We start from the raw sequence: 23,756 nt of genomic DNA, 5'->3' as shown, positions 1-23,756 counted from the left end.
GCGTCCGCATCCTGGATGCGGACGCACTCTGCGGATGCGGCGCCTTCGATTACTCGTACTCGCCCGCCGCTTCCGGCTGATACTCCACTGCCAGCAAGGTCAGTTTCAGGGTCTTGCCGCCCGGTGCAGGCCAGTCGATGTGTTGGCCGATTTGCAGGCCCAGCAGCGCCGAGCCCATTGGCGCCAGGACCGAGACGGTGCCGTCCGCGCCCGCATCCTGTGGATAAACCAGCTTGAGGTGGTAGTCCTTGCCGCTGACTTCTTCGCGGCAATGCACACGCGAATTCATGGTCACAACGCCCGCAGGCACTTCATCGTGGCCAACCACCTGGTCGGCGCGGTCCAGTTCGGCCTGCAACGCCTGGATACCCGGCGTGTCTTCGTCCTGGCTGGCGATAAAGCTCTCAAGACGCTGTACATCGAGTCGGGTGAGGATGATCGAAGGTGCTGTGGTCATGGTCTGGGCAGACTCCTTTATTCTCCCTGATAAAACAAAACCCCACCAATTGGCGGGGTTTGACGAGCCTCCTGATCTGCAGAGGCATGGCCTGACACTAACACAGCGCAATAAATACACAACCCGACGCGGTTTCAGCCTGCGGCCTGATCAACCTCGGCGCGGGCTCGACGCTGATCGGCCTCATGGCGAATCTGGCGGCGGCGGTCGTCATCGGCCGAGCGCCATTCGCGGATGTCTTCGACATGACGGAAGCACCCCAGGCAAACCTTCTGCTCATCGAGCCGACACAGGCTGATACACGGAGAGGCTACTGCCGGGCTAACGTTGCTGAAAAGCGGCTTGGGCGGTCGAACGGGGGACTGGCTCACGATCAGATCTCGTCGAAATCCAGTTCGACGCCGGCTTGCTCAAGGGTGATGCGCGCAAGCATTTCGCTGAGCAGCTCATCACTGGTGTCGCATGCCCAACGGCTGTTCTCTTCGTCATAATCGAAATGAAAGCCGCCGGAGCGGGCTGCCAGCCACAGCTGACGAAGCGGCTCCTGACGACTGAAGATAAGTTGCGAGCCGTTTTCGAACTTGACGGTGAGGACGCCGGCCGAGTTTTCCAGATCGACATCCAGGCCGCTCTCGTCGAAAACATCTTCCAACACCTGCTGCGTCGCATCGACGAGGTCGTGAAAACGGGCTTCGGTCAAACTCATTGCGGGAACCTCGATAAGTGTCTGCAAATAGCGCAGAGGGGCAAGATACGGACGCAGGCAGGCAAATGCAAAGCTTACTCATCATTGGCAACACACGATCGTATTAATCCGATCAACCACCGCTCTGCTGCGGCTTTCACGCCAAAGGCCCGCCAGACGGGACGCCGCTCGCATAGGCAAGGTGCCGGGTGGTCGGTATACTCGGGCGCAATTAATGCTTTTACAAAGGATTTCGCCATGAAGCGCCTGATCTCTTCGCTTGCTGCGCTTGTCGCGGTCGCTTGTCTTGTTACAGCCTGTGGCCAGAAAGGCCCGCTGTATCTGCCGGATGACACCAAGACCCCGGACGAACAAGCCAAATCGCAATCGCACAAGCACCTTTAAGGGACTCCAATGGACGCCTTCAACTACCGCGACGGTGAGCTGTTCGCGGAAGGGGTAGCATTGTCTGCCATTGCCGAGCGCTTCGGCACGCCGACCTATGTCTACTCGCGCGCTCACATCGAAGCGCAATACCGTGCCTACGCCGACGCGCTGAGCGGCATGCCGCACATGGTCTGCTTCGCCGTCAAAGCCAACTCCAACCTGGGCGTGCTCAATGTCCTGGCGCGCCTCGGCGCCGGTTTCGACATCGTCTCGCGTGGCGAGCTGGAGCGTGTACTGGCGGCAGGTGGCAAAGCCGAAAAGATCGTCTTTTCCGGTGTCGGCAAGACCCGCGAAGACATGCGTCGCGCCCTTGAAGTCGGCGTGCATTGCTTCAACGTCGAATCCACCGACGAGCTGGAGCGCCTGCAGGAAGTGGCCGCCGAACTCAACGTTCGTGCGCCGATATCGCTGCGGGTCAATCCGGACGTGGATGCAGGCACTCACCCCTACATCTCCACGGGCCTCAAGGAAAACAAGTTCGGCATCGCCATTGCAGCGGCTGAAGACGTGTACATTCGCGCTTCGCAACTGCCGAACCTCGAAGTGATCGGGGTCGACTGCCATATCGGCTCGCAACTGACCACGCTCGAACCGTTTATCGATGCACTGGATCGTCTGCTGGACCTGGTTGATCGTCTGGGCGACTGCGGCATTCATCTGCACCACATCGATCTGGGTGGCGGCCTTGGCGTGCGTTATCGCGACGAAGAACCTCCGCTGGCGGCCGACTACATCAAGGCCGTGCGTGAGCGACTGGCCGGTCGCGACCTGGGGCTGCTGTTCGAGCCGGGACGCTTCATCGTCGCCAACGCGGGCGCGCTGCTGACCCGTGTCGAATACCTCAAGCACACCGAGCACAAGGATTTTGCCATCGTCGATGCGGCGATGAACGATCTGATCCGGCCTGCCCTGTATCAGGCCTGGATGGATGTCACGGCGGTGCGTCCGCGTGACAGCGAACCTCGTGCGTACGACATCGTCGGGCCGATCTGCGAGACCGGCGATTTCCTCGCCAAGGGTCGCGAGCTGGCGCTGGCCGAGGGCGATCTGCTGGCCGTTCATTCAGCCGGCGCCTATGGCTTCGTCATGAGCTCGAACTACAACACCCGTGGCCGTGCCGCTGAGGTGCTGGTCGACGGTTCCCAGGCTTTTGAAGTGCGTCGTCGCGAAACCGTGGCCGAGCTGTTCGCTGGCGAAAGCCTGCTGCCGGAGTAATCCCCATGCTGCTGCGTTTTACCAAGATGCACGGGCTGGGTAACGACTTCATGGTCCTTGACCTTGTGAGTCAGCACGCGCATATCTTGCCCAAGCACGCCAAACAATGGGGCGACCGCCACACCGGTATCGGTTTCGATCAGCTTTTGCTGGTCGAGGCGCCGAACAATCCGGATGTGGACTTTCGCTATCGAATCTTCAATTCAGACGGCTCCGAAGTCGAACAATGCGGCAACGGCGCGCGCTGCTTTGCCCGTTTTGTACTCGACAAGCGTCTGACGGCCAAAAAGCAGATCCGCGTCGAGACCAAGAGCGGCATCATCGAACTGGATATCCGCAGCGACGGGCAGATCAGCGTCGACATGGGACCGCCAAGGTTTGTCCCCGAAGAGATACCTTTCGAAGCAGCGGAGCAGGCCACCTGTTACACCGTTGACGTCGACGGACAGAGTATCGAAATGGCGGCTGTGTCCATGGGCAATCCGCATGCCGTGCTGCGGGTCGATGACATCAATAACGCACCGGTGCATGAGCTGGGGCCGAAGATCGAGCATCACCCGCGCTTTCCGGCCCGGGTCAACGTCGGCTTTCTCCACGTTGTGGACCGTCAGCGGGCGCAGTTGCGTGTCTGGGAACGCGGCGCCGGGGAAACCCAGGCGTGTGGAACCGGTGCCTGTGCGGCGGCTGTCGCTGCCATCAGTCAGGGCTGGATGGATTCGCCACTGCTGATCGACCTGCCCGGAGGGCGCCTGTCCATCGAATGGGCTGGGCCGGGACATTCTGTCATGATGACCGGCCCCGCAGTCAGGGTTTATGAAGGCCAAGTTCGTCTTTGAGTGAGTAAGTACCATGACCGATCAACCTCCCGCTTCAACAGGCACCCCCTGCGAATCGCCTGTCGATAGCGCAGCGCCAGACCTTGAAGCAGAGGCGGTCATCGCCTTCCTGCTCGAGCACCCGGACTTCTTCGCCGAGCACGACGAGCTGCTGGTGTCGATGCGCATCCCGCACCAGCGTGGCGACACCGTTTCGCTGGTCGAACGTCAGCTCAAGCTGCTGCGCGAGCGCAATATCGAAATGCGCCATCGCCTGTCGCAATTGATGGACGTCGCACGGGACAACGACCGCCTGTTCGAGAAGACCCGACGCCTGAACCTCGCGCTGATGGATGCGACCAGCCTGGACGAGCTGGTCATCGCCGTCGAAGACAGCCTGCGTCAGGACTTTCAGGTGCCCTTCGTCAGCCTGATCCTGTTCAGCGACAGCCCGATGCCCGTGGGGCGCTGGGTCAGCGGTGCCGAAGCACAGAAAGCCATCGGCGGCCTGATTGGCGAGAAGATCATCTGCGGCGCCCTGCGTGAGCATGAACTGGCGTTTCTATTTGGTGCAGAACAGGGCAAGGAGGTCGGTTCGACCGCCATCGCCAGCCTCAATCATCTGGGCCTGCATGGCGTGCTGGCCATCGGCAGCCGCGATCCGCAGCATTACAAAAGCTCGGTCGGCACCCTGTTTCTCAGCTATATCGCCGACGTGCTGAGCCGCCTGCTGCCGCGCTTCGCCCACTCATTACGCTCGGTTCGCTAGCCATGGAACAGCATCTGGACGCCTACTGCATGCACCTGCGCAGTGAGCGCCAGGTGTCGCCTCACACGCTGGAAGCCTACCGGCGCGATCTGGGCAAGGTTCTGGCGTATTGCCAGAAGGCCCGGTTGTCGAGCTGGAGTGACCTGGATATCCAGCACCTGCGCAGCTTCACTGCACGCCAGCACCAGCAGGGCCAGTCTTCACGCAGCCTGGCGCGGATGCTGTCGGCGGTGCGCGGCTTCTACAAGTACCTCAATCGCGAAGGCATCTGCCAGCACGACCCGGCAAACGGCCTGTCACCGCCCAAGGGCGAGCGGCGTCTGCCCAAGACCCTGGACACCGACCGCACCGCACAATTGCTGGACGGCGGCGTTGAAGATGATTTTCTGGCGCACCGTGATCAGGCCATTCTGGAGCTGCTTTACTCATCAGGGTTGCGATTGTCCGAACTGACTGGCCTGAACCTCGATCAACTGGACCTGCGCGACGGTCTGGTGCAGGTGCTGGGGAAGGGCAGCAAGACCCGCGTATTGCCTGTGGGCAGCAAGGCGCGCCAGGCACTGGAAGTCTGGTTGCCGTTACGCGCCCTGACCAATCCGCAGGACGATGCGGTATTTGTCAGCCTGCAAGGCAGGCGCCTGGGCCCGCGCGCGATTCAGGTGCGACTCAAGGCGGCCGGTGAGCGAGAGCTGGGGCAGAATCTGCACCCGCACATGCTGCGTCACTCCTTCGCCAGCCATCTGCTCGAATCGTCACAGGACTTGCGCGCCGTGCAGGAATTGCTGGGTCATGCGGATATCAAGACCACGCAGATATATACGCACCTGGATTTCCAGCATTTGGCTACTGTTTATGACAGCGCCCATCCCCGAGCCAAACGTAAAGGAGCTGCAGATGATTAAGCTGGTGACGTTTGATCTTGACGACACGCTCTGGGACACCGCTCCTGCCATTGCCGGTGCCGAAGTCACGCTGCGTGACTGGCTGGGCGAACACGCGCCCAGGCTGGGGGCGGTTCCTGTCGAGCACCTGTGGGAAATCCGCTCGCGTCTCGTGGCTGAAGACCCGTCCTTCAAGCACCGCATCAGCGCCTTGCGCCGCCGCGTGCTGTTCCATGCACTCGAAGATGCCGGTTACGACCCTGACGCGGCACAGGACCTGGCCGACCGGGGCTTTGAGGTGTTCCTGCATGGCCGCCATCAGGTGCAGATTTTCCCTGAGGTGCAACCGATGCTGGAAATTCTTGCCAAGACCTTCACGCTGGGCGTGATTACCAATGGCAATGCCGATGTGCGTCGTTTAGGACTGGCAGACTACTTTGCCTTCGCGCTGTGCGCCGAGGACCTGGGCATCGGCAAGCCTGACCCGGCGCCGTTCGTGGAGGCGCTACGCCGCGCAAGGGTCGATGCCGGCTCGGCGGTGCATGTCGGCGACCACCCCAGGGACGATATCGCAGGCGCCCAGCAGGCTGGCATGCGCGCCATCTGGTACAACCCGCAGGGCAAGGCCTGGGATGCGGATCGACTGCCGGATGCCGAGATCCACAACCTGTCGCAACTGCCCGAGGTGCTGGCGCGCTGGGCCTGAAAGCGCACTGACAGGCGCGCATAGAAAAGCCCGCAGCGACGGCGGGCTTTCCTCATACAGCCATGCAGCCTCAGATAGGGCGGCTACCGTATTTGTTGTCAGGCTTCTTGGGCGGATCGGCGACCACGTTGGCCTCCACTTCCTGCACCTTGCCGCCACGCGCCAGGAATTCTTCCATGGCACGTGCCAGCGCATCACGTTCCTTGTTCTTGGCTTCTACGCTGGGCAGTTCATCGACCGAGACAGCAGCCTTGGCCTTGCCTTTTGCGGGTGCCGCCGGAACGTCGGAATCGTCTGGTTCGGCTGCTTCGTCTTCCGGGGAGGCAGCTGCGAGACCATCGTCTTCTTCGCCGTCCAGATCGTCTTCCAGATCATCCTTAATATCGTCGTCGTCGCTCATGTTGTACCTCATGACTTGCGAAAGCTGATTAGTTATAGCCCAACCGCCCGGAAATGCTAAGGCGATCGGAAAAATTCAACAACCGCTGATCTCAGCGGTGATGTCTACTCACCCTGAAGGGTGGCCAGGACGTTACGAGATCCACCAGCGTCTCGATGTTCGCCCAGGTAAATACCTTGCCAGGTGCCCAGCGCCAGTCGCCCAGCCGTAACCGGCAACAGCAACTGGCAGCCCAGCAGACTGGCCTTGAAATGCGCTGGCAAGTCATCAGGGCCTTCGTCGTCATGTTCGTAGCCGTCCACGCCCTGGGGCACCAGACGGTTGAAAAAACGCTCAAAGTCGCGACGTACCGCCGGATCGGCATTTTCGTTGACGGTCAACGAAGCCGAGGTATGTTGCAGCCATACATGCAGTAGACCGACACGACAATCGCGTAATGCGGGCAAACCCGCGACTATCTCGTCAGTCACCAGATGGAACCCGCGGGGCCTGGCCCGCAAGGCAATCCTGGATTGATGCCACATACCGTTCTCCGCACCTTCGGCGCGCATTCTAACTCGACTGAGAAAAAAGCAAAGCGCGCAATAAACCGGCTTCCCTGCAAGTTGACGAAGACTGTCGCAACCTCGTTACCTGCGCTGCGTCACGGTGCCGAAATCATTGACACGGGCAAGATCAATGACAGCAAAAAGCGGCGGTATATCCACAAACGTCAGACAAAAAAATGCCCGGAGACCGGGCATTCTTTTTTGCGTAGGCCGAAGCTTACAAGTTGTAGCCACGCTCGTTGTGTTGCGCAAGGTCCAGACCGACAGACTCTTCCTCGTCGGTGACGCGCAGCCCCATGACCGCATCCAGCACCTTGAGGATGATGAAGGTCACGATTGCGGTGTAGACAACGGTGAACGCAACGCCCTTGAACTGAATCCAGACCTGAGCACCGATGTCAGTCACGGTGCCGAAACCGCCCAGTGCAGGTGCTGCGAACACGCCGGTCAGGATCGCGCCGACGATACCGCCAATGCCGTGAACGCCGAACGCATCCAGGGAGTCGTCGTAGCCCAGCTTGCGCTTGAGGCTGGTTGCGCAGAAGAAGCAGATCACGCCCGCTGCCAGACCGATGATCAAAGCGCCCATCGGGCCAACGGTACCGGCGGCAGGGGTAATGGCAACCAGACCGGCAACCACGCCCGAAGCGATACCCAGAGCACTTGGCTTACCGTGAGTCAGCCACTCGGCGAACATCCAGCCCAGTGCGGCGGCCGCGGTAGCGATTTGAGTAACCAGCATGGCCATACCGGCAGTGCCGTTGGCTGCAGCCGCGGAGCCGGCGTTGAAGCCGAACCAGCCGACCCAGAGCATCGCTGCGCCGATCAGGGTGTAACCCAGGTTGTGCGGTGCCATCGGCGTGGTCGGGAAGCCTTTGCGCTTGCCCAGTACCAGGCAGGCCACCAGACCGGCTATACCGGCGTTGATGTGTACGACGGTGCCGCCAGCGAAGTCCAGAACGCCCCAGTCCCACAGCAAACCACCGACGCCGCCCCAGACCATGTGGGCGATTGGCGCGTAGACCAGAGTGAACCAGATACCCATGAACACCAGCATCGCGGAGAACTTCATGCGTTCTGCGAAAGCACCGACAATCAGGGCAGGGGTGATGATTGCGAAGGTCATCTGGAAGGTGACGAACACCGCCTCAGGGAACAACGCAGCAGGACCGGTAATGCTTGCCGGCGTGATGCCTGCCAGGAACGCTTTACCCATACCGCCAAAGAAGGAATTGAAGTTGACGACGCCCGCTTCCATGCCGGTTGTGTCAAACGCGATGCTGTAGCCGTAGACGACCCACAGGATGCTGATCAGGCCGGTGATGGCGAAGCACTGCATCATCACCGACAGAATGTTCTTGGAACGAACCATGCCGCCGTAGAACAGCGCGAGACCGGGGATGGTCATGAACAGGACCAGAGCGGTCGAGGTCAGCATCCATGCAGTGTCGCCAGAGTTCAGCACCGGCTCGGCCACTGGGTCAGCCGCCAGGGCAAGACCAGGTAATGCGAGGGACAACAGGGCACCGAGCCCTGCGAATTGACGCAGAGTCATATTGTTTTCTCCTGGGGCGTTGGGTTTGGCGGCTTAAATAGCGTCTGTATCGGTCTCGCCGGTACGGATGCGGATGGCCTGTTCCAGATTGACCACGAAAATCTTGCCGTCACCGATCTTGCCAGTGTTGGCAGCCTTGGTTATGGCTTCGATGACACGATCCAGATCCTTGTCATCGATGGCGACATCGATCTTCACTTTGGGAAGGAAGTCGACGACGTATTCAGCACCGCGATAAAGCTCAGTGTGACCCTTCTGACGCCCGAAGCCTTTGACTTCAGTGACGGTGATGCCCTGCACGCCGATTTCAGACAACGACTCGCGCACGTCATCCAGTTTGAACGGCTTGATGATGGCAGTGACTAGCTTCATGAAAACTTTCTCCCGAATTTGGTGGACTTGCCCCAGGAAAACAAACCCGACTCAAGTCTAAGCGCAGTGTCTGGCTTTGTAACGTGCTGGCCGCCTGATCAGGCCAGACCAACTCCAGAAAACCGCTTCTGACGAAACACTTCCCCGCTCCGCCTGCCGCACTGCATTCGTCACAGCGACTGCATCAGTGCATGGGTCATAAGCCACTAAGCAGAAAGCTTGCCATCTCGCGAATATTCATTGAATACAGGCTCTTGGGCTGGTTTTGCACGACCTTGCAGGGTCCATCAAGGAGCGAATGCACAGCAATGGTGCTCATGTGCCCGTCATCGCGCTCCATAAGCGTGCATCGCGCACCTGGAAGTGACTATAGACACTGCGTGTTACACTGCCGCCCTCTGATTCAGGAAAATCACCATGCTCGCGCCCAAAGCCTTTCTTGACGCTCTCAGCGGCCACGCCTCTCGCCTGTTCAATGGCGAAACGCCTGTACCGCGCAGCGAATTCGAAACCCAGTTCAAGGCCCTGCTGCAAAGCGGCTTCAGCAAACTGGATCTGGTCAGCCGTGAAGAGTTCGACAGCCAGATGGCCGTCCTCGCCCGCACCCGCGCCCGCCTGGAAGCGCTGGAGGCCAAGATGGCCGAGTTGGAAGAAAAGGCCGCCGGGGCCGCAGGGCCTGAAAAAGCCGAATAAGCTTTCCTTGTTTTGCAGTCAGTGCGCTGCAGCGCTGAACATTGTCATGCACAGCGAGCCAGGCACCTGACCTGCTCGCGAATCTGAACGGCCTTTTCCATTTCTGTCTTGCCCAGGTGGTGAGTCAGTTGCAGGTTCAGCCAGCATTCGTTGCAGGATTCGCAAGCGCCTTCAGGCTGCAGGCGGTGCCAGCTCGATGGTCCGGCAATAATCCATGAACAGGCGTGTCGCACGGGTTGGCTGGTTGTTGCGCAGGTAGGCCATGACCAGCGTGGAGGCGGGCATGTCGTCTTCGATATCGAGCTGCACCAGCAGCTCACCGTCGTAGGTCATGTTGGTTCTGGGGCGAGTGACCAGCACCGAAAACCCTAGGCCCTGGCCGACCATACAGCGCACCATTTCGATCGATGGTGAACTGTACGCGACCACCGGCGCGTAGCCCTTTTCCGTGAAGATATCGATGAAGTAGGTCCTGCTGGGTACGGCGTCGAGCAGGATCATCGGTTCGTGGCTCAGCTCCAGCAAGGTCACGGTTTTTTTCTTCGCCAGAGGGTGGGCTGCCGGCAGCAGCGCATAGGGCTTGTGCGGTGCATTCAATTCCTCCTTGTTGATCGTGGTTCCCAGTTCCAGGTCGTACAGAAACGCCAGATCGAAGCGCCCACGGTGCAGCCCGTGCATCAGTTCATGTTGCTCGCCGTCATAGAGCTGAATGGTGACGTCCGGGTATAAGCGCTTGAAACCGGCCACCAGTCTGGGCATGTAAAGCGGGGCGGCCGATTCAAAACAGCCAATGGCGATAGTGCCGGAAACATGTTTGTTTTCAGCCCGGGAGTTTTGTTCGAGCTCTTCGGAAAGTCGCAGCAACTCTTTGGCTTTCTCATACACTTTCCCGCCACCGGAAGTTAGCGAAACACCTTGAGCGTGGTGACGGACAAACAGCGGCTGATTGAAGGCTTCTTCGAGGTTTTTGATGGCGACGGAAATAGACGGCTGCGAAATATGCAGCTGTCGCGAGGCCTCGGCAATGCTGTCCATTTCGACCGCTGTCACGAAATACTTGAGCTGTTTCAAGGTGAAGTGAGCCACGTGTTACCTCGTGCTGAGCAGACCCTGGACGGCTGCACTTGAATAGCTTTTACCTATGCTTAGCGAGGAGCGTGCCAGCCGCTCGCGTCTTGCGGTATTAGTCGAGCCCGCCGCTGGCCATGGTCATTCAGCAGCATCCCTAAATAATAGGCGCTTGCCAGACAAGCCCGCAAATGCGGGCGGCGCACCTATTACGAGCGATTATCGCGGCGTCTTTATTCAATCGCCCTAAAAGTGTGCAATCCACTCGGTGTGACACTAAAGCATCACTAAGCCTTTTTAACGCGCTGCCACCCTGAAGATGAATACAGGCATCTCTGCTTAGGATTTTCCTATGCTGCGGGCTAAAACTTACTATTTGGCTACCGGACCTGGCATCAATCATGATGGCTTCAGAAGGGCAAACGGACAGCGTCCCGTTTCAACTTCAACAGGACGTCGCCCATCACTATTCAATTTGCCGAGCGAGCCGACAATGACGTTTGATTGGAAATACATGTTTGGCCTGTTCAGCGATACGGAATTCTGGATGGCCACCTGGACGGTCATTCAACTCAGTGTACTGACCTGGGTCATCAGTATTGTTCTGGGTTTTGTTCTCGCGCTGGCCAAACAATCATCTTTGCCGCTGATCAACTTGCCGGCCAAAGCCTATATCTGGTTATTTCGCAGTTTACCGTTACTGGTACTGCTGATCTTTGTCTACAACTTGCCACAGGCAGTACCCGCTACCTCGGCGGTGCTGGCCAATCCGTTCTGGGCCGGCCTGATTGCCATGGTGATGTGCGAAACGGCCTACGTCGCGGAAATTCATCGCGGCGGCCTGCTGTCCATCGCCAAGGGCCAGACCGAAGCTGCCCGGGCACTGGGCCTGCGTTTCGTGGGCACGCAATGGCGGATCGTGATCCCGCAGGCGCTGCGTGTGGCGCTGCCGTCGCTGACCAACGAATACATCTCCATCGTCAAACTCAGTTCACTGGTTTCAGTGATCTCGCTGACCGAGATCCTGATGGTCGGTCAGCGCCTGTATTCGCAGAACTTTCTGGTGATGGAAACCATGGCGGCCGTGGCGTTCTATTACGTGCTGATCGTGACCGTATTCGACTTCCTGCTCAAACGCCTGGAGCGCTATCTGGACGTCACGCAGCACAAGGTGACCCGCACGCCGGACGCCGAAATGCTTGAGCTGGCCAGCCGCAAATCGGCGGTTGTCGCTCGTCCTGTCATCGACTTCGAAGGGCCGGCACTGCAAGCGACGCGACTGCACAAGGCGTACAACGACATCGAAGTACTCGGTGCGGTCAGCCTGCAGATCAATTCCGGCGAGGTGGTGTCGGTGATCGGCCCATCAGGCTCGGGCAAAACCACGCTGATCCGGCTGCTCAATGGCCTTGAGCAGATCGACAACGGCGACATCAAGATCAACGGCCAGCCATTCATTCACCTGGTTCGCCAGGGCGCGCAAAAGCCGCGTTACGTGGAGAACGCCGCCTACCGCCTGAACATCGGCATGGTGTTTCAGAGCTTCAACCTGTTTCCGCACCTGACGGTGTTGAACAACCTGCTGCTGGCCCCGCGTTATCACCGCCTGGCGCCGGTCCCCGAGCTCAAGCAGCAGGCCTACGAATTGCTGAACAAGGTCGGGATGCTGGAGCACGCCTGGAAATACCCGCATCAGTTGTCGGGTGGCCAGCAGCAACGTGTCGCCATCGCTCGCGCCCTGATGATGCGCCCGCAAATCATGCTGTTCGACGAGCCCACCTCGGCGCTTGACCCGGAGAAGGTCAACGAGGTGTTGCAGGTCATTGAAACCCTGGCCCAGGAAGGCATCACGATGGTCATCGTGACCCATGAAATGAACTTCGCCTTCAAGGTCTCTGACCGCATCGTCTTTATGGAGAAGGGACGCGTGATCTGCGATGACAAACCCCAGACGCTACGCGACGGCCAGCACCCCCGCGTTGAAGCCTTTCTTAAAGATGTCTCACTGGCCTGAGGCCTTGTTGAAGAGGAGAAGAACATGATCGAGCAATGGCAGATTGACCAGTTTCACGAGCAGGGTTTTCTGGTAGTGGAGGGCGTGCTGGCAGCCGATGAAGTGGCAGCGCTTCAGCAGGACTTCGACCATTGGGTCGACGACAGCCGCAGTCAGAGTCAGGCCTGGGGGCAGACTCAGGACGGGCGTCCGCGCTTCGACATCGAAAGCGATCATCGGCCGGATCACCCGTCGCTGCGCCGCGTGGCTTCGCCCACGGAGATCTCGCCGGCCTACCAGCACGCGGCATTCCAGTCACGGATGGCAGCCATCGCGGCGCAGCTGATCGGCGGCAATGGCACCCGTTTTCATCACAGCAAGATCAACTCCAAGCTGCCGCACACCGCGACTCAGGTGAAGTGGCATCAGGACTTCCTCTTCACACCGCACAGCAACGATGACCTGGTTACCGCGTTGCTGATGATCAGCGATGTGACCCCCGAAAACGGCCCGCTGAACGTCGCGCCGGGCAGCCATAAGCAGGCGCTTTGGTCGCATTGGCAGAACGAGCGTTTCACCGGTGCCGTGGAAGATGCGGTGGTTGAACAGCATTGCCAGCAACCGGTCGCCTGCTATGGCCCGTCGGGCTCGGTGTGCTTCATGCACACACGCCTGCTGCATGCTTCAAGCCCCAACGAAACCGAGTTCCCGCGCACGCTGTTCATCAGCGTCTATGCGGCTGAAGACGCATTGCCGTTCGGTGAGAACCCTTTGCCCAGCGAGCATGCCGGGTTGATGGTCGCTGGCCAGGAGAGCGGTCTGGTACGCAGCACCGAGAACCATATCCGCCTGCCGCAGAAACCCAAGGGTGCTTCATTTTTCGTGCAGCAAGCCGGAAAAGACGCCGCCGTTGCCTGATCTCCATGACTCCACGAGGAATACCTATGAAGCTGTCAGCTCTGATTGTTCGTCCCGTAGCCCTGGCTTTGCTGGGCGCGGTGGTTGCCATGTCCTCGTCTGCCGCTTCGGCTTTCCAGCAGCCCGGCAAGATCATCGCCGGCTCGGACATGACGTTCTTCCCCTATGAATACATGGACAAGAACCGTCCCGCCGGTTTCGACATCGAGTTTCTCGACGGCCTGGCAAAGGTCATGGGGCTCAAGGCCGAGAACATCGACACGCGCTTTCCCAATCTGATCGGCGGGCTGCAGGGCGGACGTTTCGACATCACCAACTCGTCGATGTACATCACCGCCGACCGCCTGAAAGTCATCGACATGATTCCTTACCTGAAAAGCGGCGAGGCGATTCTGTCGGTCAAGGGCAGCGACTATCAGCCCAAGACGCCAGAGGACTTCTGTGGCCACAAGATCGGCTCCATGGCGGCCACTTCCTGGCTGCAACAACTGCAGAAACTTTCGACCGACTACTGCGTGAAGAACGGCCTGCAACCAATCGCCATCAGCGAGTACGGCACCGACCCACAGACCACCCAGGCCATGCTGGCCCATGCCGTCGAAGCGCAGATCACTGACGCAGCCGTCGCACGCGGCGTGGTCGAAAAACTGGGTAGCCGGGTGGTGATTTCTTCCGAAACCCTGATTTACCCGGTGCTCAACGGCTTTGGCGTGAAGAAGGGCAACGACGAGGTCCGCAAGGCCCTGGAAGACGGCCTTGAGAAGTACAGCAAGACCCCGGAATACGCCGCGTTGCTGGAGAAATACAAGTTCCAGGCACCGACAGCCGATGACATCGCCGCCCTGATGCCCAAGCCCTGACAACCAAAGGACGTGCCTGGCAGGTTCGGCAGGCACGCTCGACCGGAGAGCAATTAGCATGGCCCTTAATTTCGAAGAGCAGACGCGCATAGACCTGGCCGCGACGTTCCGCATCATCGCCCATCTGGGTATGCATGAAGCGGTCGCCAACCACTTCAGCGCGGCCATTTCGGCGGATGGCAAACAGTTTTTGCTCAACCCGAAGTGGAAACATTTTTCACGCATACGTGCCAGCGATCTGTTGCTGCTCGACGCCGATGATGCCGACGCGGCGCATCGCCCTGATGTCGATGCGACGGCATGGTCCATTCACGGCCAGGTCCACCAGCGTCTGCCCGATGCGCGCGTGGTGCTGCACTTGCACCCGGTCTACACCACAGCCGTGGCGTGCCTGGCCAAGCCGCATATTCCGCCCATCGATCAGAACACTGCGCGCTACTTCAACCGCATCGCGGTAGACGAGCTTTACGGCGGCATGGCCGACACGACCGCCGAGGGCGCTCGACTGGCCGGTTTGCTGGAGGACAAGAGCCGCTTGTTGATGGGCAACCACGGCGTGATCGTCACCGCGCCCACCGTTGGCGAAGCCTTCGATGACATCTGGACCCTGGAGCGCGCTTGCCAGATTCTGGTGACGGCCTGGTCCACCGGCCAGCCGCTCAAGGTGCTGGCGGACGATGTCGCCGAGAAGACCGCCCGTGACTGGCAGAAGATTACGGATTTCTCTCATCAGCACTTCGAGGAAATGAAACTGCTGATGATTCAGGCTGACCCCTCTTTGGTCGACTGATCGCCCCTGCTACTGACTGGATGCGCGTCTGCGGATGGCGTAGGGCTTTTTGCGCCCGCGCATCGACGTTTCAACACTTTTCATTACGTCCAACAGGTCGTAAGCCACCTGTCGAGGGATGCCGAGATGACAGAAAAAATCATAGAAATCGATACGCTCGTCGTAGGTGCAGGACAGGCCGGAGTGGCCACCAGCGAACACCTGAGCCGTCTTGGCATCGAGCACCTGGTGCTTGAAAAACACCGCGTTGCCGAGGCGTGGCGCAGTGGCCGCTGGGACTCGCTGGTAGCCAACGGTCCGGCCTGGCATGACCGGTTTCCCGGCCTTGAATTCGCCATGGATCAGGACGGGTTCGCGGGCAAGGAGCAAGTGGCCGAGTACTTCGAGCGCTATGCCCGCAAATTCAATGCGCCGATCAAGACCGGCGTCGAGGTCAAGCGCGTTACCCGCAATACCGGGCGTGCAGGCTTTACCGTCGAAACCAGTGCCGGCACCTATGTGGTCAATCATCTGGTCTCGGCGACAGGGCCGTTCCAGAAACCGGTCATCCCGCCGATTGCGCCGGTTAACGAGGCGCTTCATCAGATCCACTCGGCGCACTATTTCAATCCGCAACAACTGCCCGAGGGCGGCGTACTGGTGGTCGGCGCTGGTTCCTCGGGTGTGCAAATCGCCGAGGAGCTGCTGCTCTCGGGTCGCAAAGTGTACTTGTCGGTCGGCCCTCACGACCGTCCGCCGCGCGCCTATCGCGGCCGGGATTTCTGCTGGTGGATGGGTGTGCTGGGGTTGTGGGACAGCGAAACCATGCAGCCCGGCAAGGAGCACGTGACCATCGCGGTCAGTGGTGCAAGGGGAGGCTACACGGTCGATTTCCGCCGGCTGGCTCAGGCCGGAATGAACCTCGTGGGCCTGACCGAAAGCTTCGTCGGCAACAAGGTGCACTTCCAGAATGATCTGGTGAGCAACCTCGACAGTGGCGACGCGAACTACCTGTCGCTGCTCGATGCCGCTGATGCCTACGCCGCACGCAACGGCCTGGACCTGCCGCTGGAGCCGTCGGCCCGTGAACGCGTGGCGGATGCGCCGTGCATCACCCATCCGCTCAGCGAGCTGGACCTGATCGAGTCAGGCGTCACGTCGATCATCTGGGCCACCGGCTATGCCCTGGATTACAGCTGGCTGCAGGTCGATGCCTTCGACAGCAAAGGCAAACCTCGTCACCAGCGTGGCGTGTCCTGCGAGCAAGGCCTGTACTTCGTCGGCCTGCCATGGCTGTCACGCCGCGGCTCCGCGTTTATCTGGGGCGTATGGCACGACGCCAAACACGTCGCCGATCAGATCGCCACGCAGCACAAATACCGTTCCTATGACGCCGGCAAACGTGCCACCCCCGTCGTGCCGTTGCGCAACGTCAACGGTTGATCATCGCGCTCAATGCCCCCAGGAGTTACCCATGACTACGCCGACTCATACTCGTATCCGCATGTTCAACACCAAGGACACTTATCCCAATCAAAGCCTGAACAACGACCTGTGTCAGGCGGTGCGCGCGGGCAATACCGTATACGTCAGGGGCCAGGTCGGCACCGATTTCGACGGCAATCTGGTCGGCCTCGGTGATCCGGCTGCACAGGCGCAGCAGGCGATGAAAAACGTCAAACAATTGCTCGAAGAGGCGGGCAGTGACCTGTCGCACATCGTCAAGACCACCACTTACATCACCGACCCGCGCTACCGCGAGCCGGTCTATCACGAAGTGGGCAAGTGGCTGAAAGGCGTGTTCCCGATCTCCACCGGGCTGGTGGTGTCGGCGCTGGGGCAGCCGCAATGGCTGATGGAAATCGACGTGATCGCCGTGATCCCTGAATAAGGACTGTTGCCCATGACTTTTTCCATTGCCGCCCGCTGTGCCAAAACCGGCCAGCTGGGCATTGCCATCAGCTCGTCGAGTATTGCCGTAGGCGCGCGTTGCCCCTGGCTGCGTGCGGGTGTCGGCGCGGTGTCGTCGCAGAACATCACACTGCCGGCCCTGGGACCGCAAACGCTGGACCTGATGGAGCAGGGCATGTCTGCCTCTCAAGCGCTGGACCAGGTCATGAACGCCAGCCCGTTCAGCGAGTATCGGCAGATCACGGCGATTGATCATCAGGGGCGAGTCGCGCATTTCAGCGGCAGCGAAACACTGGGCATCAACAACGCGGGCAGCGGCGATCAGTGCGTGGTGGCTGGCAACATGCTGGCGAGCCAGGCCGTCATCGACGCGATGATTCAGTGCTTCGAGCAGGCAACCGGGCACCTGGCCGAGCGTCTGCTACAGGCGATGCAGGCCGGTCTGGCAGCAGGCGGCGAAGCAGGGCCGGTCCATTCGGCGGCGCTGAAAGTCGTGGGCGAGCAGTCCTGGCCCATCGTTGATCTGCGCGTCGACTGGGCCGAGCACGACCCGCTAGGCGAGCTGAAACGTCTTTGGCAGGCCTACCAGCCGCAAATGCAGGATTACCTCGACCGCGCCCTGAACCCGGCTGGCGCACCAGGCTACGGCGTGCCCGGAGATGAGCGATGAGCTCCAGCCGCGAGCTGTTGGCGCGGCTGGTGGCCTTCGACACCACCAGTCGCGAATCGAATCTGGCCCTGATCGACTTTGTGGGTGAATACCTCGAGCGCCTCGGCGTCTCCTGCGAGTTGATCTACAACGCGCAGAAAACCAAGGCCAATCTGTTCGCCACCATCGGCCCGGCTGACGTGCCAGGCATCGTATTGTCCGGCCACACTGATGTGGTGCCGGTCGACGGCCAGCCATGGACGTTCCCGCCGTTCGAACTGAGCGAAGCGGATGGCAAACTCTACGGCCGTGGCACTGCGGACATGAAAGGCTACATTGCCTGCGTGCTGGCGCTGGTTCCGGCGCTGACCCAGGCATCGCTGCACATGCCGGTGCATATCGCGCTGTCCTACGACGAGGAAGTGGGTTGCCTGGGCGTACGCTCGTTACTGGCATCGCTGCGGTCGCGGCCGGTGAAGCCGATGCTATGCGTGATTGGCGAACCCACGGAGCTGAAGCCGGTACTCGGCCACAAAGGCAAGGTCGCGGTGCGCTGCGATGTACAGGGTGCTGCCTGCCACTCGGCCCACGCGCCCAGTGGCGTCAACGCCATTGAGTATGCGGCGCAGTTGATCGGTGAACTGGGTCGCCTGGGCGAAGCATTACGGGCAGCTGATGCCCTTGACGAGCGCTTTGATCCGCCGTTTTCGACCATTCAGACCGGCGTAATCAGCGGCGGCACGGCGTTGAACATTGTGCCCGAACAGTGTCGTTTCGATTTCGAAGTGCGTGCTCTCCCCACCCTGGACCCGCAGCAGATCGTCACTTCTATGCACACCTACGCCGCGCAAAAACTGTTGCCGGCCATGCAGGCGGTCAGTGCCCGGAGCGAGATTCGCTTCACTGAATTGTCGAGCTATCCGGGACTGGATATTCCCCAGCACAGCCATGCGGCGGAATTGATTGCCGGTTTTTGCGGCTCCCGGGCGTTCGGCACGGTGGCGTTCGGAACCGAAGGCGGGTTGTTCGACCAGTCAGGCATCCCGGCAGTGGTCTGCGGGCCGGGCAGCATGGAGCAGGGGCACAAGCCGGACGAGTTCATCAGCGTCGCGCAACTTGACGCCTGTGACGAGATGCTCAAACGTGTACTGGCGTTCGCGTCGCAGCCATGAATCGCCCCTGATTTTCAGTGATACAGTTGCGCGCCGAAATACGCTAACGTCTCGGCGCGCCAGTCATGGACTGGCCACTCTTCCCGGCTACTCGAACGTTCTATGGATGGAAGCATGACTGACAAACGTCCCCTTACTCGCTGGTCCCTGGCCGCAACTCTATTGCTGTGTGTTGGCACGTCGGTTTTCGCTCAGGACTCGGCACTGCATTCCGGCAAATACGAGCAGTTGATGCTGGCCGTGACGCCTGATCATCAAGTCGAGGGTTATTACTCGGAGACGCGCGGCGAGGCATTCAGCTGTGCGTTCTATCTGCAAGGCAAGGTCGAGGCCGGGAAGGGCGCAGCGGTGTCGTCCTGGCTTGATGACGTCTACCCAGGAACACTAAAGGCCTCGGCTGATGGCGTGGTTCTGACGATAGAGCAAGGCCAGCAGCATCCTGGCTGTATGAACGTGTTGGTACCGGACATCGTCACCGGCATGGATCTGACCCGGACCGCCAGCAAACAGTGGGCCGGTCTGGTGACCGTCACCGCGGACAAGGCCTGGCTGCAGAAAACGCCGAATGCCAAGGCCACCCGAGGCGCTTATATCGTCAAGGATGACGTAGTCGGGGTTCTGGCATTCAAGGATGGCGCGGCTCAGGTCGAGTTCATCAGTGCCAATGATCGCTCGTTTACCGGGTGGATCAGTCAGGACCAATATGCGCGGTTGGCCGCGCCCGGTCGCTGATGCCGGACGGGGAGGTCAGCCGATCTGCCGCACTCTACTGAGATCTGTTGAGGGCGGGCAGCCAAACTGGCGGCTGTACTCCCTGCTGAATTGCGAAGGGCTTTCATAGCCGACGCGATAGCAGGCGCTGGAGGCGTCCAGGCCTTCATTGATGATCAGTCGTCGGGCCTCTTGCAGGCGCAGTTTTTTCTGATACTGCAGCGGGCTCATGGCCGTCAGCGCCTTGAATCGGTGGTGCAGCGTCGAATTACCCAGGTTGGCCATGCGCGCCAGCTCGTCGATGCGCAGCGGCTCGGTGTAATGACTGTTCAGCCAGTCGACCGCCCGCGTAACGCGATGCGTCTGCGAATCCCCGACCGCGATTTCGTAGAGTCGCCGCCCGTTGTTGCCGCGTAGCAGCCGATAGTAGAGCTCCCTAAGTGCAAGGGGCGCGAGCATTCCGATGTCGCGAGGCGTGTCGAGCAGGCGCACCAGCCTCAACACCGTCTCCAGCAATGGCTGATCCATCTGCTCAAGAAACAGGCCCCGCTGCGGCTCGTCCGGAACGCCGTTCAGTGGCGCCTCCGCAATGAGCTGGGCGATGTGCGCAGGCTCGAAATCCAGACGAATACACAGATAGGGCACCTCGCCAGTCGCCTCAAGCACGCGCCCGGCGACCGGAACAGTCACCGCGACGACCAGATAGCTGAGCGGGTCGTACACATACTGCTCATCGCCCAGCGCAACCTCCTTGCGACCTTGAACGATCACGCAAAGGGCTGGCCGATGCAGCGCATGAATCAGCTCGGACGGCGCATCGCAGCGGATAACGTGCAGCGGCGCGATAGCGGTTTCATAGACACCGGGTGCCGCAAAGCGCTGCGTCAGCAACTGGATGATTTCAGCCCGGCAAACATCGGTGCCCGGAGCGCTCGCGGCATTGTGTGTATCCATGAAGAACCCCGTCCCAAAGTCAGTGTTGCTGCACGCCTTTCCTTTGCATCGAACTCCATCATAGCGGCCATTGTGCGGCGATTCAGCGTAAGGCAGACCCACAGACAGGAATAGGCAAGTGTCGCGCAGGTATCGGCATGCGCGCAGTGATGAGCGACTCGTAGCATGGTCATCGCAATCAGTTTGAGCCGCGCGCTGAAACTGAGCCAACGATGACTCACGAGGAAAGCCAGTCATGTCGAACATTCAAGGCAAGGTCGTACTGATCACAGGTGCCAGCAGCGGCATTGGCGAAGCTGCCGCCCGACTCATCGCGGCCAAGGGCGCACACATGGTGCTGGGCGCTCGGCGCATCGAGCGTCTGCAGACGTTGGCGGCAGACATCGAAGCGCAGGGCGGCTCGGCACGCTTCCGCGCGCTGGACGTGACCGATGCGCTCGACATGCAAGCCTTTGTCGACTTCGCCACACACGCGTTCGGCAAGATCGACGTGATCATCAACAACGCCGGCGTCATGCCCCTGTCGCCGCTCGCCGCACTGAAAATCGCAGAGTGGAACCAGATGCTCGACGTCAACGTGCGCGGCGTACTGCACGGCATTGCCGCCGTGCTGCCGAGCATGCAAGCGCAAGGGCATGGCCAGATCATCAACATCTCGTCCATCGGCGGCCTCGCCGTTTCCCCGACCGCCGCAGTGTACTGCGCCACCAAATTCGCTGTTCGTGCCATCTCCGATGGTCTTCGGCAGGAAACCGACAAAATCCGCGTCACCGTCGTCTGCCCAGGCGTGGTCGAATCAGAACTGGCCGACTCGATTTCCGACGAGACCGCGCGCGAAGCGATGAAAGCATTTCGAAAGGTTGCGCTGGAGCCGGATGCGATCGCACGAGCGCTTGTTTACGCGATCGAGCAGCCGGATGGTGTGGATGTGAGCGAGATTGTGGTGCGGCCTACGGGGAGTGCTTATTGAGGTGTAGGCCTGACTAGGGTGAGCAGGGCACCGTTGAGGGCGGTGTCGTGATGAGCAGTTCAAGTTTTATCTCGACCAACCTGACATTGTCTCGTTCGATCGTCTTGGTTTTGATCGGCTCTTTTGCGAACCCTCGCTGATGGTAAAAATCGATGGCAGGGGCATTGCTCTCCAGCACCCAAACGACAACTCTGGTGCGGCCAGCGGATTGAAAGACAGGCATCACATGGTCGAACAGCTCTCGCCCAATGCCCTGGCGTGTTTGCATTGGGCTGACATAGATGGCCTGTATTTCTGCGACGCTGCGGTCTTCGGGATGTTCCCTGTCAGCCCCCGTGGCCATCCAGCCCAAGACCCGGTCTAACCTGTCGACTTTGACGTACAGGTCCGATTCGCCTGAAGCGATCTCCTTGGTCCAGTGGGACAGCCTCGCCTCAAGCGTTATCCGATTGATATAGGCAGAGGGAATGATGCCCTCGTAGGCACTTCTCCATGACTCAAGATGAATCGTCGCTATCTGCAACGAGTCCTTGGGAAGGGCAAGGCGGATGCTCATATCAATGCTCCTGCTAGTTGTGTTTCAGCATTTAAAGCAATGTTTATGGCATTTCTACGCAACCAAACATATATCCGTCTTTCTTGCCCCACTCACACCCTGTATCCATTCCCCCCTCACCCCCACCCCGTAAATAAAGCACGATACCCGCCCATCGCTCATATCAAGGAATGATCCATGTCGCTGGCTATCGTCCATAGTCGTGCCCAGGTCGGGGTGGAAGCCCCGGCGGTTACTGTTGAAGCGCATCTGGCCAACGGCCTGCCGGCCCTGACGCTGGTGGGTTTGCCGGAGGGGGCGGTCAAGGAGAGCAAGGACCGGGTGCGCAGTGCCATTCTCAATTCCGGGCTGGATTTTCCGGCGCGGCGGATCACGCTCAACCTTGCGCCGGCTGATTTGCCCAAGGATGGCGGGCGGTTTGATCTGGCGATTGCGCTGGGTTTGCTGGCCGCCAGCGGGCAGGTGCCGTTGGTTGCGTTGCAGGATGTTGAATGCCTGGGCGAGTTGGCGTTATCGGGGGCGATTCGGCCGATTCAGGGTGTGCTGCCTGCTGCGCTGGCGGCACGTGCGGCGGAGCGGACGCTGATCATTCCGGCGGTGAACGCCGAGGAAGCGTGTTTGGCCTCGGGGCTGCGGGTGATTGCGGTGAGCCACTTGCTGGAGTTGGTCGCGCATTTCAACGGGCGCACGGTGATTACCCCTTATCAGTCCAGCGGTTTGCTGCATCAGCCCAAGCCGTATCCGGATTTAAGCGAAGTGCAGGGCCAGACGGCGGCCAAGCGTGCGCTGGTAATCGCCGCTGCCGGTGCGCATAACCTGCTGTTCAGCGGGCCGCCTGGCACCGGCAAGACATTGCTCGCCAGCCGCCTGCCGGGTTTGTTGCCGCCGCTGGACGAGCACGAAGCGCTGGAGGTGGCGGCGATTCAGTCGGTTGCCAGCCAGGTGCCGCTGACCAGTTGGCCGCAGCGGCCGTTTCGACAGCCGCATCACTCGGCGTCCGGGCCTGCGTTGGTGGGCGGTGGCAGTCGTCCGCAACCTGGCGAGATCACGTTGGCGCATCACGGCGTTCTATTCCTTGATGAGTTGCCGGAGTTCGACCGGCGCGTGCTGGAGGTTTTGCGTGAGCCGCTGGAGTCCGGGCATATCGTGATTTCCCGGGCGCGGGATCGCGTGCGCTTTCCGGCGCGGTTCCAGTTGGTGGCGGCGATGAACCCGTGTCCCTGTGGCTATCTCGGTGAGCCGACTGGGCGCTGCCGCTGTTCCACTGAGCAGGTGCAGCGCTATCGCAACAAGTTGTCCGGCCCGCTGCTGGACCGCATCGACCTGCACCTGACCGTCGCCCGCGAAGCCACCGCCCTCAACCCTGACCCGACCACCAGTGAAAACACCGCCAGTGCCGCAGCTGTGGTCGCTGAGGCGAGACACCGTCAGCAACGTCGTCAGGGCTGTGCCAATGCGTTTCTCGATCTGCCGGGGCTGCGTGAGTACTGCGCGCTGTCCAGTGTCGATGAAAGCTGGCTGGAGACGGCGTGCGAGCGTCTGACCCTGTCGTTGCGCTCAGCGCATCGATTGCTGAAGGTGGCGCGGACTTTGGCGGACCTGGAACAGGTGGATGCGATCAGTCGTAGTCATCTGGCCGAGGCGTTGCAGTATCGGCCCTCAACCAATTGACCGTCCAAACG

General features: G+C 60.3%; 28 protein-coding genes. 18 read left to right on the top strand and 10 right to left on the bottom strand.

Annotation, left to right across the window (positions count from 1 at the left end):
* Window positions 1–49: 49 nt before the first annotated feature.
* The 3 genes from rnk to cyaY all read right to left on the bottom strand — a co-directional run bounded on the left by rnk (window position 50) and on the right by cyaY (window position 1,163).
* Window positions 50–457 (bottom strand): nucleoside diphosphate kinase regulator, encoded by a 408-nt coding sequence (gene rnk / locus BT119_RS07240; RefSeq protein WP_003367560.1) that lies wholly within the window; start codon window positions 455–457, stop codon window positions 50–52.
* A gap of 134 nt (window positions 458–591) precedes the next feature.
* On the bottom strand, window positions 592–828 hold the full coding sequence (locus tag BT119_RS07235) for a DUF1289 domain-containing protein (protein ID WP_003318094.1): 237 nt from the start codon (window positions 826–828) through the stop codon (window positions 592–594).
* A gap of 2 nt (window positions 829–830) precedes the next feature.
* A complete protein-coding gene (gene cyaY / locus BT119_RS07230; RefSeq protein WP_002555818.1) occupies window positions 831–1,163 on the bottom strand; it encodes an iron donor protein CyaY in 333 nt (110 codons plus the stop codon).
* A gap of 237 nt (window positions 1,164–1,400) precedes the next feature.
* On the opposite strand from cyaY, the gene BT119_RS07225 reads away from it, so the two are divergent.
* From BT119_RS07225 to BT119_RS07200, 6 genes are read left to right on the top strand one after another with little or no spacing between them, the layout of a single operon-like run.
* Complete coding sequence (locus tag BT119_RS07225) at window positions 1,401–1,547, top strand: LPS translocon maturation chaperone LptM (protein WP_002555817.1); 147 nt, start codon at window positions 1,401–1,403, stop codon at window positions 1,545–1,547.
* Window positions 1,548–1,556: 9 nt separating this feature from the next.
* Window positions 1,557–2,804, top strand: coding sequence for a diaminopimelate decarboxylase (gene lysA, locus BT119_RS07220; RefSeq protein ID WP_003425829.1), 1,248 nt, complete (start codon window positions 1,557–1,559; stop codon window positions 2,802–2,804).
* A gap of 5 nt (window positions 2,805–2,809) precedes the next feature.
* Entirely contained in the window at window positions 2,810–3,640 is an 831-nt protein-coding gene (gene dapF / locus BT119_RS07215; protein ID WP_044310515.1) for a diaminopimelate epimerase, read from the top strand.
* Between the two features lie 13 nt (window positions 3,641–3,653).
* Entirely contained in the window at window positions 3,654–4,388 is a 735-nt protein-coding gene (locus BT119_RS07210; RefSeq protein ID WP_003367552.1) for a DUF484 family protein, read from the top strand.
* Between the two features lie 2 nt (window positions 4,389–4,390).
* On the top strand, window positions 4,391–5,290 hold the full coding sequence (gene xerC, locus BT119_RS07205; protein ID WP_072365207.1) for a tyrosine recombinase XerC: 900 nt from the start codon (window positions 4,391–4,393) through the stop codon (window positions 5,288–5,290).
* Entirely contained in the window at window positions 5,283–5,975 is a 693-nt protein-coding gene (locus BT119_RS07200; RefSeq protein ID WP_003435013.1) for an HAD family hydrolase, read from the top strand. The genes xerC and BT119_RS07200 overlap by 8 nt, the downstream gene beginning before the upstream one ends.
* 70 nt (window positions 5,976–6,045) lie before the next feature.
* Here the strand turns inward: BT119_RS07200 and sutA are convergent, their stop codons facing one another.
* The 4 genes from sutA to glnK all read right to left on the bottom strand — a co-directional run bounded on the left by sutA (window position 6,046) and on the right by glnK (window position 8,850).
* Window positions 6,046–6,375, bottom strand: coding sequence for a transcriptional regulator SutA (gene sutA / locus BT119_RS07195; protein WP_003367546.1), 330 nt, complete (start codon window positions 6,373–6,375; stop codon window positions 6,046–6,048).
* Window positions 6,376–6,479: 104 nt separating this feature from the next.
* The gene (locus BT119_RS07190; RefSeq protein ID WP_003367544.1) at window positions 6,480–6,899 is read right to left on the bottom strand and encodes a secondary thiamine-phosphate synthase enzyme YjbQ; all 420 of its coding nucleotides are present in this window, start codon (window positions 6,897–6,899) and stop codon (window positions 6,480–6,482) included.
* A gap of 241 nt (window positions 6,900–7,140) precedes the next feature.
* A complete protein-coding gene (locus tag BT119_RS07180; protein ID WP_003435008.1) occupies window positions 7,141–8,478 on the bottom strand; it encodes an ammonium transporter in 1,338 nt (445 codons plus the stop codon).
* A 33-nt stretch (window positions 8,479–8,511) separates the two neighbouring features.
* Entirely contained in the window at window positions 8,512–8,850 is a 339-nt protein-coding gene (gene glnK / locus BT119_RS07175; RefSeq protein WP_002555808.1) for a P-II family nitrogen regulator, read from the bottom strand.
* A 417-nt stretch (window positions 8,851–9,267) separates the two neighbouring features.
* Here glnK and BT119_RS07165 point away from each other — a divergent pair, with 417 nt between their 5' ends.
* On the top strand, window positions 9,268–9,543 hold the full coding sequence (locus tag BT119_RS07165; protein WP_003367538.1) for an accessory factor UbiK family protein: 276 nt from the start codon (window positions 9,268–9,270) through the stop codon (window positions 9,541–9,543).
* Window positions 9,544–9,714: 171 nt separating this feature from the next.
* On the opposite strand, the gene BT119_RS07155 is transcribed toward BT119_RS07165, so the two are convergent.
* The gene (locus BT119_RS07155; protein ID WP_044310527.1) at window positions 9,715–10,578 is read right to left on the bottom strand and encodes a LysR family transcriptional regulator; all 864 of its coding nucleotides are present in this window, start codon (window positions 10,576–10,578) and stop codon (window positions 9,715–9,717) included.
* Window positions 10,579–11,104: 526 nt separating this feature from the next.
* On the opposite strand from BT119_RS07155, the gene BT119_RS07150 reads away from it, so the two are divergent.
* The 9 genes from BT119_RS07150 to BT119_RS07105 all read left to right on the top strand — a co-directional run bounded on the left by BT119_RS07150 (window position 11,105) and on the right by BT119_RS07105 (window position 19,615).
* Entirely contained in the window at window positions 11,105–12,625 is a 1,521-nt protein-coding gene (locus BT119_RS07150) for an amino acid ABC transporter permease/ATP-binding protein (protein WP_072365205.1), read from the top strand.
* Window positions 12,626–12,649: 24 nt separating this feature from the next.
* A complete protein-coding gene (locus BT119_RS07145) occupies window positions 12,650–13,522 on the top strand; it encodes a phytanoyl-CoA dioxygenase family protein (RefSeq protein ID WP_072365203.1) in 873 nt (290 codons plus the stop codon).
* Window positions 13,523–13,548: 26 nt separating this feature from the next.
* A complete protein-coding gene (locus BT119_RS07140; RefSeq protein WP_003367532.1) occupies window positions 13,549–14,382 on the top strand; it encodes a transporter substrate-binding domain-containing protein in 834 nt (277 codons plus the stop codon).
* Window positions 14,383–14,440: 58 nt separating this feature from the next.
* A complete protein-coding gene (locus BT119_RS07135) occupies window positions 14,441–15,172 on the top strand; it encodes a class II aldolase and adducin N-terminal domain-containing protein (protein ID WP_003367530.1) in 732 nt (243 codons plus the stop codon).
* Between the two features lie 126 nt (window positions 15,173–15,298).
* Complete coding sequence (locus BT119_RS07125) at window positions 15,299–16,594, top strand: flavin-containing monooxygenase (protein WP_054082343.1); 1,296 nt, start codon at window positions 15,299–15,301, stop codon at window positions 16,592–16,594.
* Window positions 16,595–16,625: 31 nt separating this feature from the next.
* Entirely contained in the window at window positions 16,626–17,042 is a 417-nt protein-coding gene (locus BT119_RS07120; protein WP_003408344.1) for a RidA family protein, read from the top strand.
* A 12-nt stretch (window positions 17,043–17,054) separates the two neighbouring features.
* A complete protein-coding gene (locus tag BT119_RS07115; protein WP_054082344.1) occupies window positions 17,055–17,732 on the top strand; it encodes a DUF1028 domain-containing protein in 678 nt (225 codons plus the stop codon).
* Complete coding sequence (gene argE / locus BT119_RS07110; RefSeq protein WP_072365201.1) at window positions 17,729–18,883, top strand: acetylornithine deacetylase; 1,155 nt, start codon at window positions 17,729–17,731, stop codon at window positions 18,881–18,883. Before BT119_RS07115 ends, argE begins: the two co-directional genes overlap by 4 nt.
* Window positions 18,884–18,997: 114 nt before the next feature.
* Window positions 18,998–19,615 carry a hypothetical protein gene (locus tag BT119_RS07105; RefSeq protein WP_175550555.1) on the top strand — a complete coding sequence of 206 codons (618 nt, stop codon included), beginning with the start codon at window positions 18,998–19,000 and terminating at the stop codon, window positions 19,613–19,615.
* A gap of 15 nt (window positions 19,616–19,630) precedes the next feature.
* On the opposite strand, the gene BT119_RS07100 is transcribed toward BT119_RS07105, so the two are convergent.
* Window positions 19,631–20,548, bottom strand: a complete 918-nt coding sequence (locus BT119_RS07100) for an AraC family transcriptional regulator (protein ID WP_072365197.1) — start codon at window positions 20,546–20,548, stop codon at window positions 19,631–19,633.
* A 235-nt stretch (window positions 20,549–20,783) separates the two neighbouring features.
* Between BT119_RS07100 and BT119_RS07095 the strand changes: the two genes are divergently transcribed.
* Entirely contained in the window at window positions 20,784–21,518 is a 735-nt protein-coding gene (locus tag BT119_RS07095) for an SDR family oxidoreductase (protein WP_072365195.1), read from the top strand.
* A 13-nt stretch (window positions 21,519–21,531) separates the two neighbouring features.
* On the opposite strand, the gene BT119_RS07090 is transcribed toward BT119_RS07095, so the two are convergent.
* A complete protein-coding gene (locus BT119_RS07090) occupies window positions 21,532–22,074 on the bottom strand; it encodes a GNAT family N-acetyltransferase (RefSeq protein ID WP_072365193.1) in 543 nt (180 codons plus the stop codon).
* A 177-nt stretch (window positions 22,075–22,251) separates the two neighbouring features.
* Between BT119_RS07090 and BT119_RS07085 the strand changes: the two genes are divergently transcribed.
* Window positions 22,252–23,745 (top strand): YifB family Mg chelatase-like AAA ATPase, encoded by a 1,494-nt coding sequence (locus BT119_RS07085; RefSeq protein WP_072365191.1) that lies wholly within the window; start codon window positions 22,252–22,254, stop codon window positions 23,743–23,745.
* The last annotated feature ends 11 nt before the right edge of the window (window positions 23,746–23,756 follow it).

Origin of the sequence: Pseudomonas sp. NFACC10-1, assembly GCF_900119195.1 — a bacterium.
Classification (GTDB): Bacteria; Pseudomonadota; Gammaproteobacteria; order Pseudomonadales; family Pseudomonadaceae; genus Aquipseudomonas; species Aquipseudomonas cerasi.
Note: the sequence above shows the minus strand (reverse complement) of the source record. Positions and strands in the feature narration are given on the sequence as shown.

What these genes read in the sequence shown, in the direction of transcription:
- rnk (WP_003367560.1), bottom strand. Translation starts at nt 457, where the DNA reads ATGACCACAGCACCTTCGATCATCCTCACCCGACTCGATGTACAGCGT.
- cyaY (WP_002555818.1), bottom strand. Translation starts at nt 1,163, where the DNA reads ATGAGTTTGACCGAAGCCCGTTTTCACGACCTCGTCGATGCGACGCAG.
- BT119_RS07225 (WP_002555817.1), top strand. Translation starts at nt 1,401, where the DNA reads ATGAAGCGCCTGATCTCTTCGCTTGCTGCGCTTGTCGCGGTCGCTTGT.
- lysA (WP_003425829.1), top strand. Translation starts at nt 1,557, where the DNA reads ATGGACGCCTTCAACTACCGCGACGGTGAGCTGTTCGCGGAAGGGGTA.
- dapF (WP_044310515.1), top strand. Translation starts at nt 2,810, where the DNA reads ATGCTGCTGCGTTTTACCAAGATGCACGGGCTGGGTAACGACTTCATG.
- BT119_RS07210 (WP_003367552.1), top strand. Translation starts at nt 3,654, where the DNA reads ATGACCGATCAACCTCCCGCTTCAACAGGCACCCCCTGCGAATCGCCT.
- xerC (WP_072365207.1), top strand. Translation starts at nt 4,391, where the DNA reads ATGGAACAGCATCTGGACGCCTACTGCATGCACCTGCGCAGTGAGCGC.
- BT119_RS07200 (WP_003435013.1), top strand. Translation starts at nt 5,283, where the DNA reads ATGATTAAGCTGGTGACGTTTGATCTTGACGACACGCTCTGGGACACC.
- sutA (WP_003367546.1), bottom strand. Translation starts at nt 6,375, where the DNA reads ATGAGCGACGACGACGATATTAAGGATGATCTGGAAGACGATCTGGAC.
- BT119_RS07190 (WP_003367544.1), bottom strand. Translation starts at nt 6,899, where the DNA reads ATGTGGCATCAATCCAGGATTGCCTTGCGGGCCAGGCCCCGCGGGTTC.
- BT119_RS07180 (WP_003435008.1), bottom strand. Translation starts at nt 8,478, where the DNA reads ATGACTCTGCGTCAATTCGCAGGGCTCGGTGCCCTGTTGTCCCTCGCA.
- glnK (WP_002555808.1), bottom strand. Translation starts at nt 8,850, where the DNA reads ATGAAGCTAGTCACTGCCATCATCAAGCCGTTCAAACTGGATGACGTG.
- BT119_RS07165 (WP_003367538.1), top strand. Translation starts at nt 9,268, where the DNA reads ATGCTCGCGCCCAAAGCCTTTCTTGACGCTCTCAGCGGCCACGCCTCT.
- BT119_RS07155 (WP_044310527.1), bottom strand. Translation starts at nt 10,578, where the DNA reads ATGGACAGCATTGCCGAGGCCTCGCGACAGCTGCATATTTCGCAGCCG.
- BT119_RS07150 (WP_072365205.1), top strand. Translation starts at nt 11,105, where the DNA reads ATGACGTTTGATTGGAAATACATGTTTGGCCTGTTCAGCGATACGGAA.
- BT119_RS07145 (WP_072365203.1), top strand. Translation starts at nt 12,650, where the DNA reads ATGATCGAGCAATGGCAGATTGACCAGTTTCACGAGCAGGGTTTTCTG.
- BT119_RS07140 (WP_003367532.1), top strand. Translation starts at nt 13,549, where the DNA reads ATGAAGCTGTCAGCTCTGATTGTTCGTCCCGTAGCCCTGGCTTTGCTG.
- BT119_RS07135 (WP_003367530.1), top strand. Translation starts at nt 14,441, where the DNA reads ATGGCCCTTAATTTCGAAGAGCAGACGCGCATAGACCTGGCCGCGACG.
- BT119_RS07125 (WP_054082343.1), top strand. Translation starts at nt 15,299, where the DNA reads ATGACAGAAAAAATCATAGAAATCGATACGCTCGTCGTAGGTGCAGGA.
- BT119_RS07120 (WP_003408344.1), top strand. Translation starts at nt 16,626, where the DNA reads ATGACTACGCCGACTCATACTCGTATCCGCATGTTCAACACCAAGGAC.
- BT119_RS07115 (WP_054082344.1), top strand. Translation starts at nt 17,055, where the DNA reads ATGACTTTTTCCATTGCCGCCCGCTGTGCCAAAACCGGCCAGCTGGGC.
- argE (WP_072365201.1), top strand. Translation starts at nt 17,729, where the DNA reads ATGAGCTCCAGCCGCGAGCTGTTGGCGCGGCTGGTGGCCTTCGACACC.
- BT119_RS07105 (WP_175550555.1), top strand. Translation starts at nt 18,998, where the DNA reads ATGACTGACAAACGTCCCCTTACTCGCTGGTCCCTGGCCGCAACTCTA.
- BT119_RS07100 (WP_072365197.1), bottom strand. Translation starts at nt 20,548, where the DNA reads ATGGATACACACAATGCCGCGAGCGCTCCGGGCACCGATGTTTGCCGG.
- BT119_RS07095 (WP_072365195.1), top strand. Translation starts at nt 20,784, where the DNA reads ATGTCGAACATTCAAGGCAAGGTCGTACTGATCACAGGTGCCAGCAGC.
- BT119_RS07090 (WP_072365193.1), bottom strand. Translation starts at nt 22,074, where the DNA reads ATGAGCATCCGCCTTGCCCTTCCCAAGGACTCGTTGCAGATAGCGACG.
- BT119_RS07085 (WP_072365191.1), top strand. Translation starts at nt 22,252, where the DNA reads ATGTCGCTGGCTATCGTCCATAGTCGTGCCCAGGTCGGGGTGGAAGCC.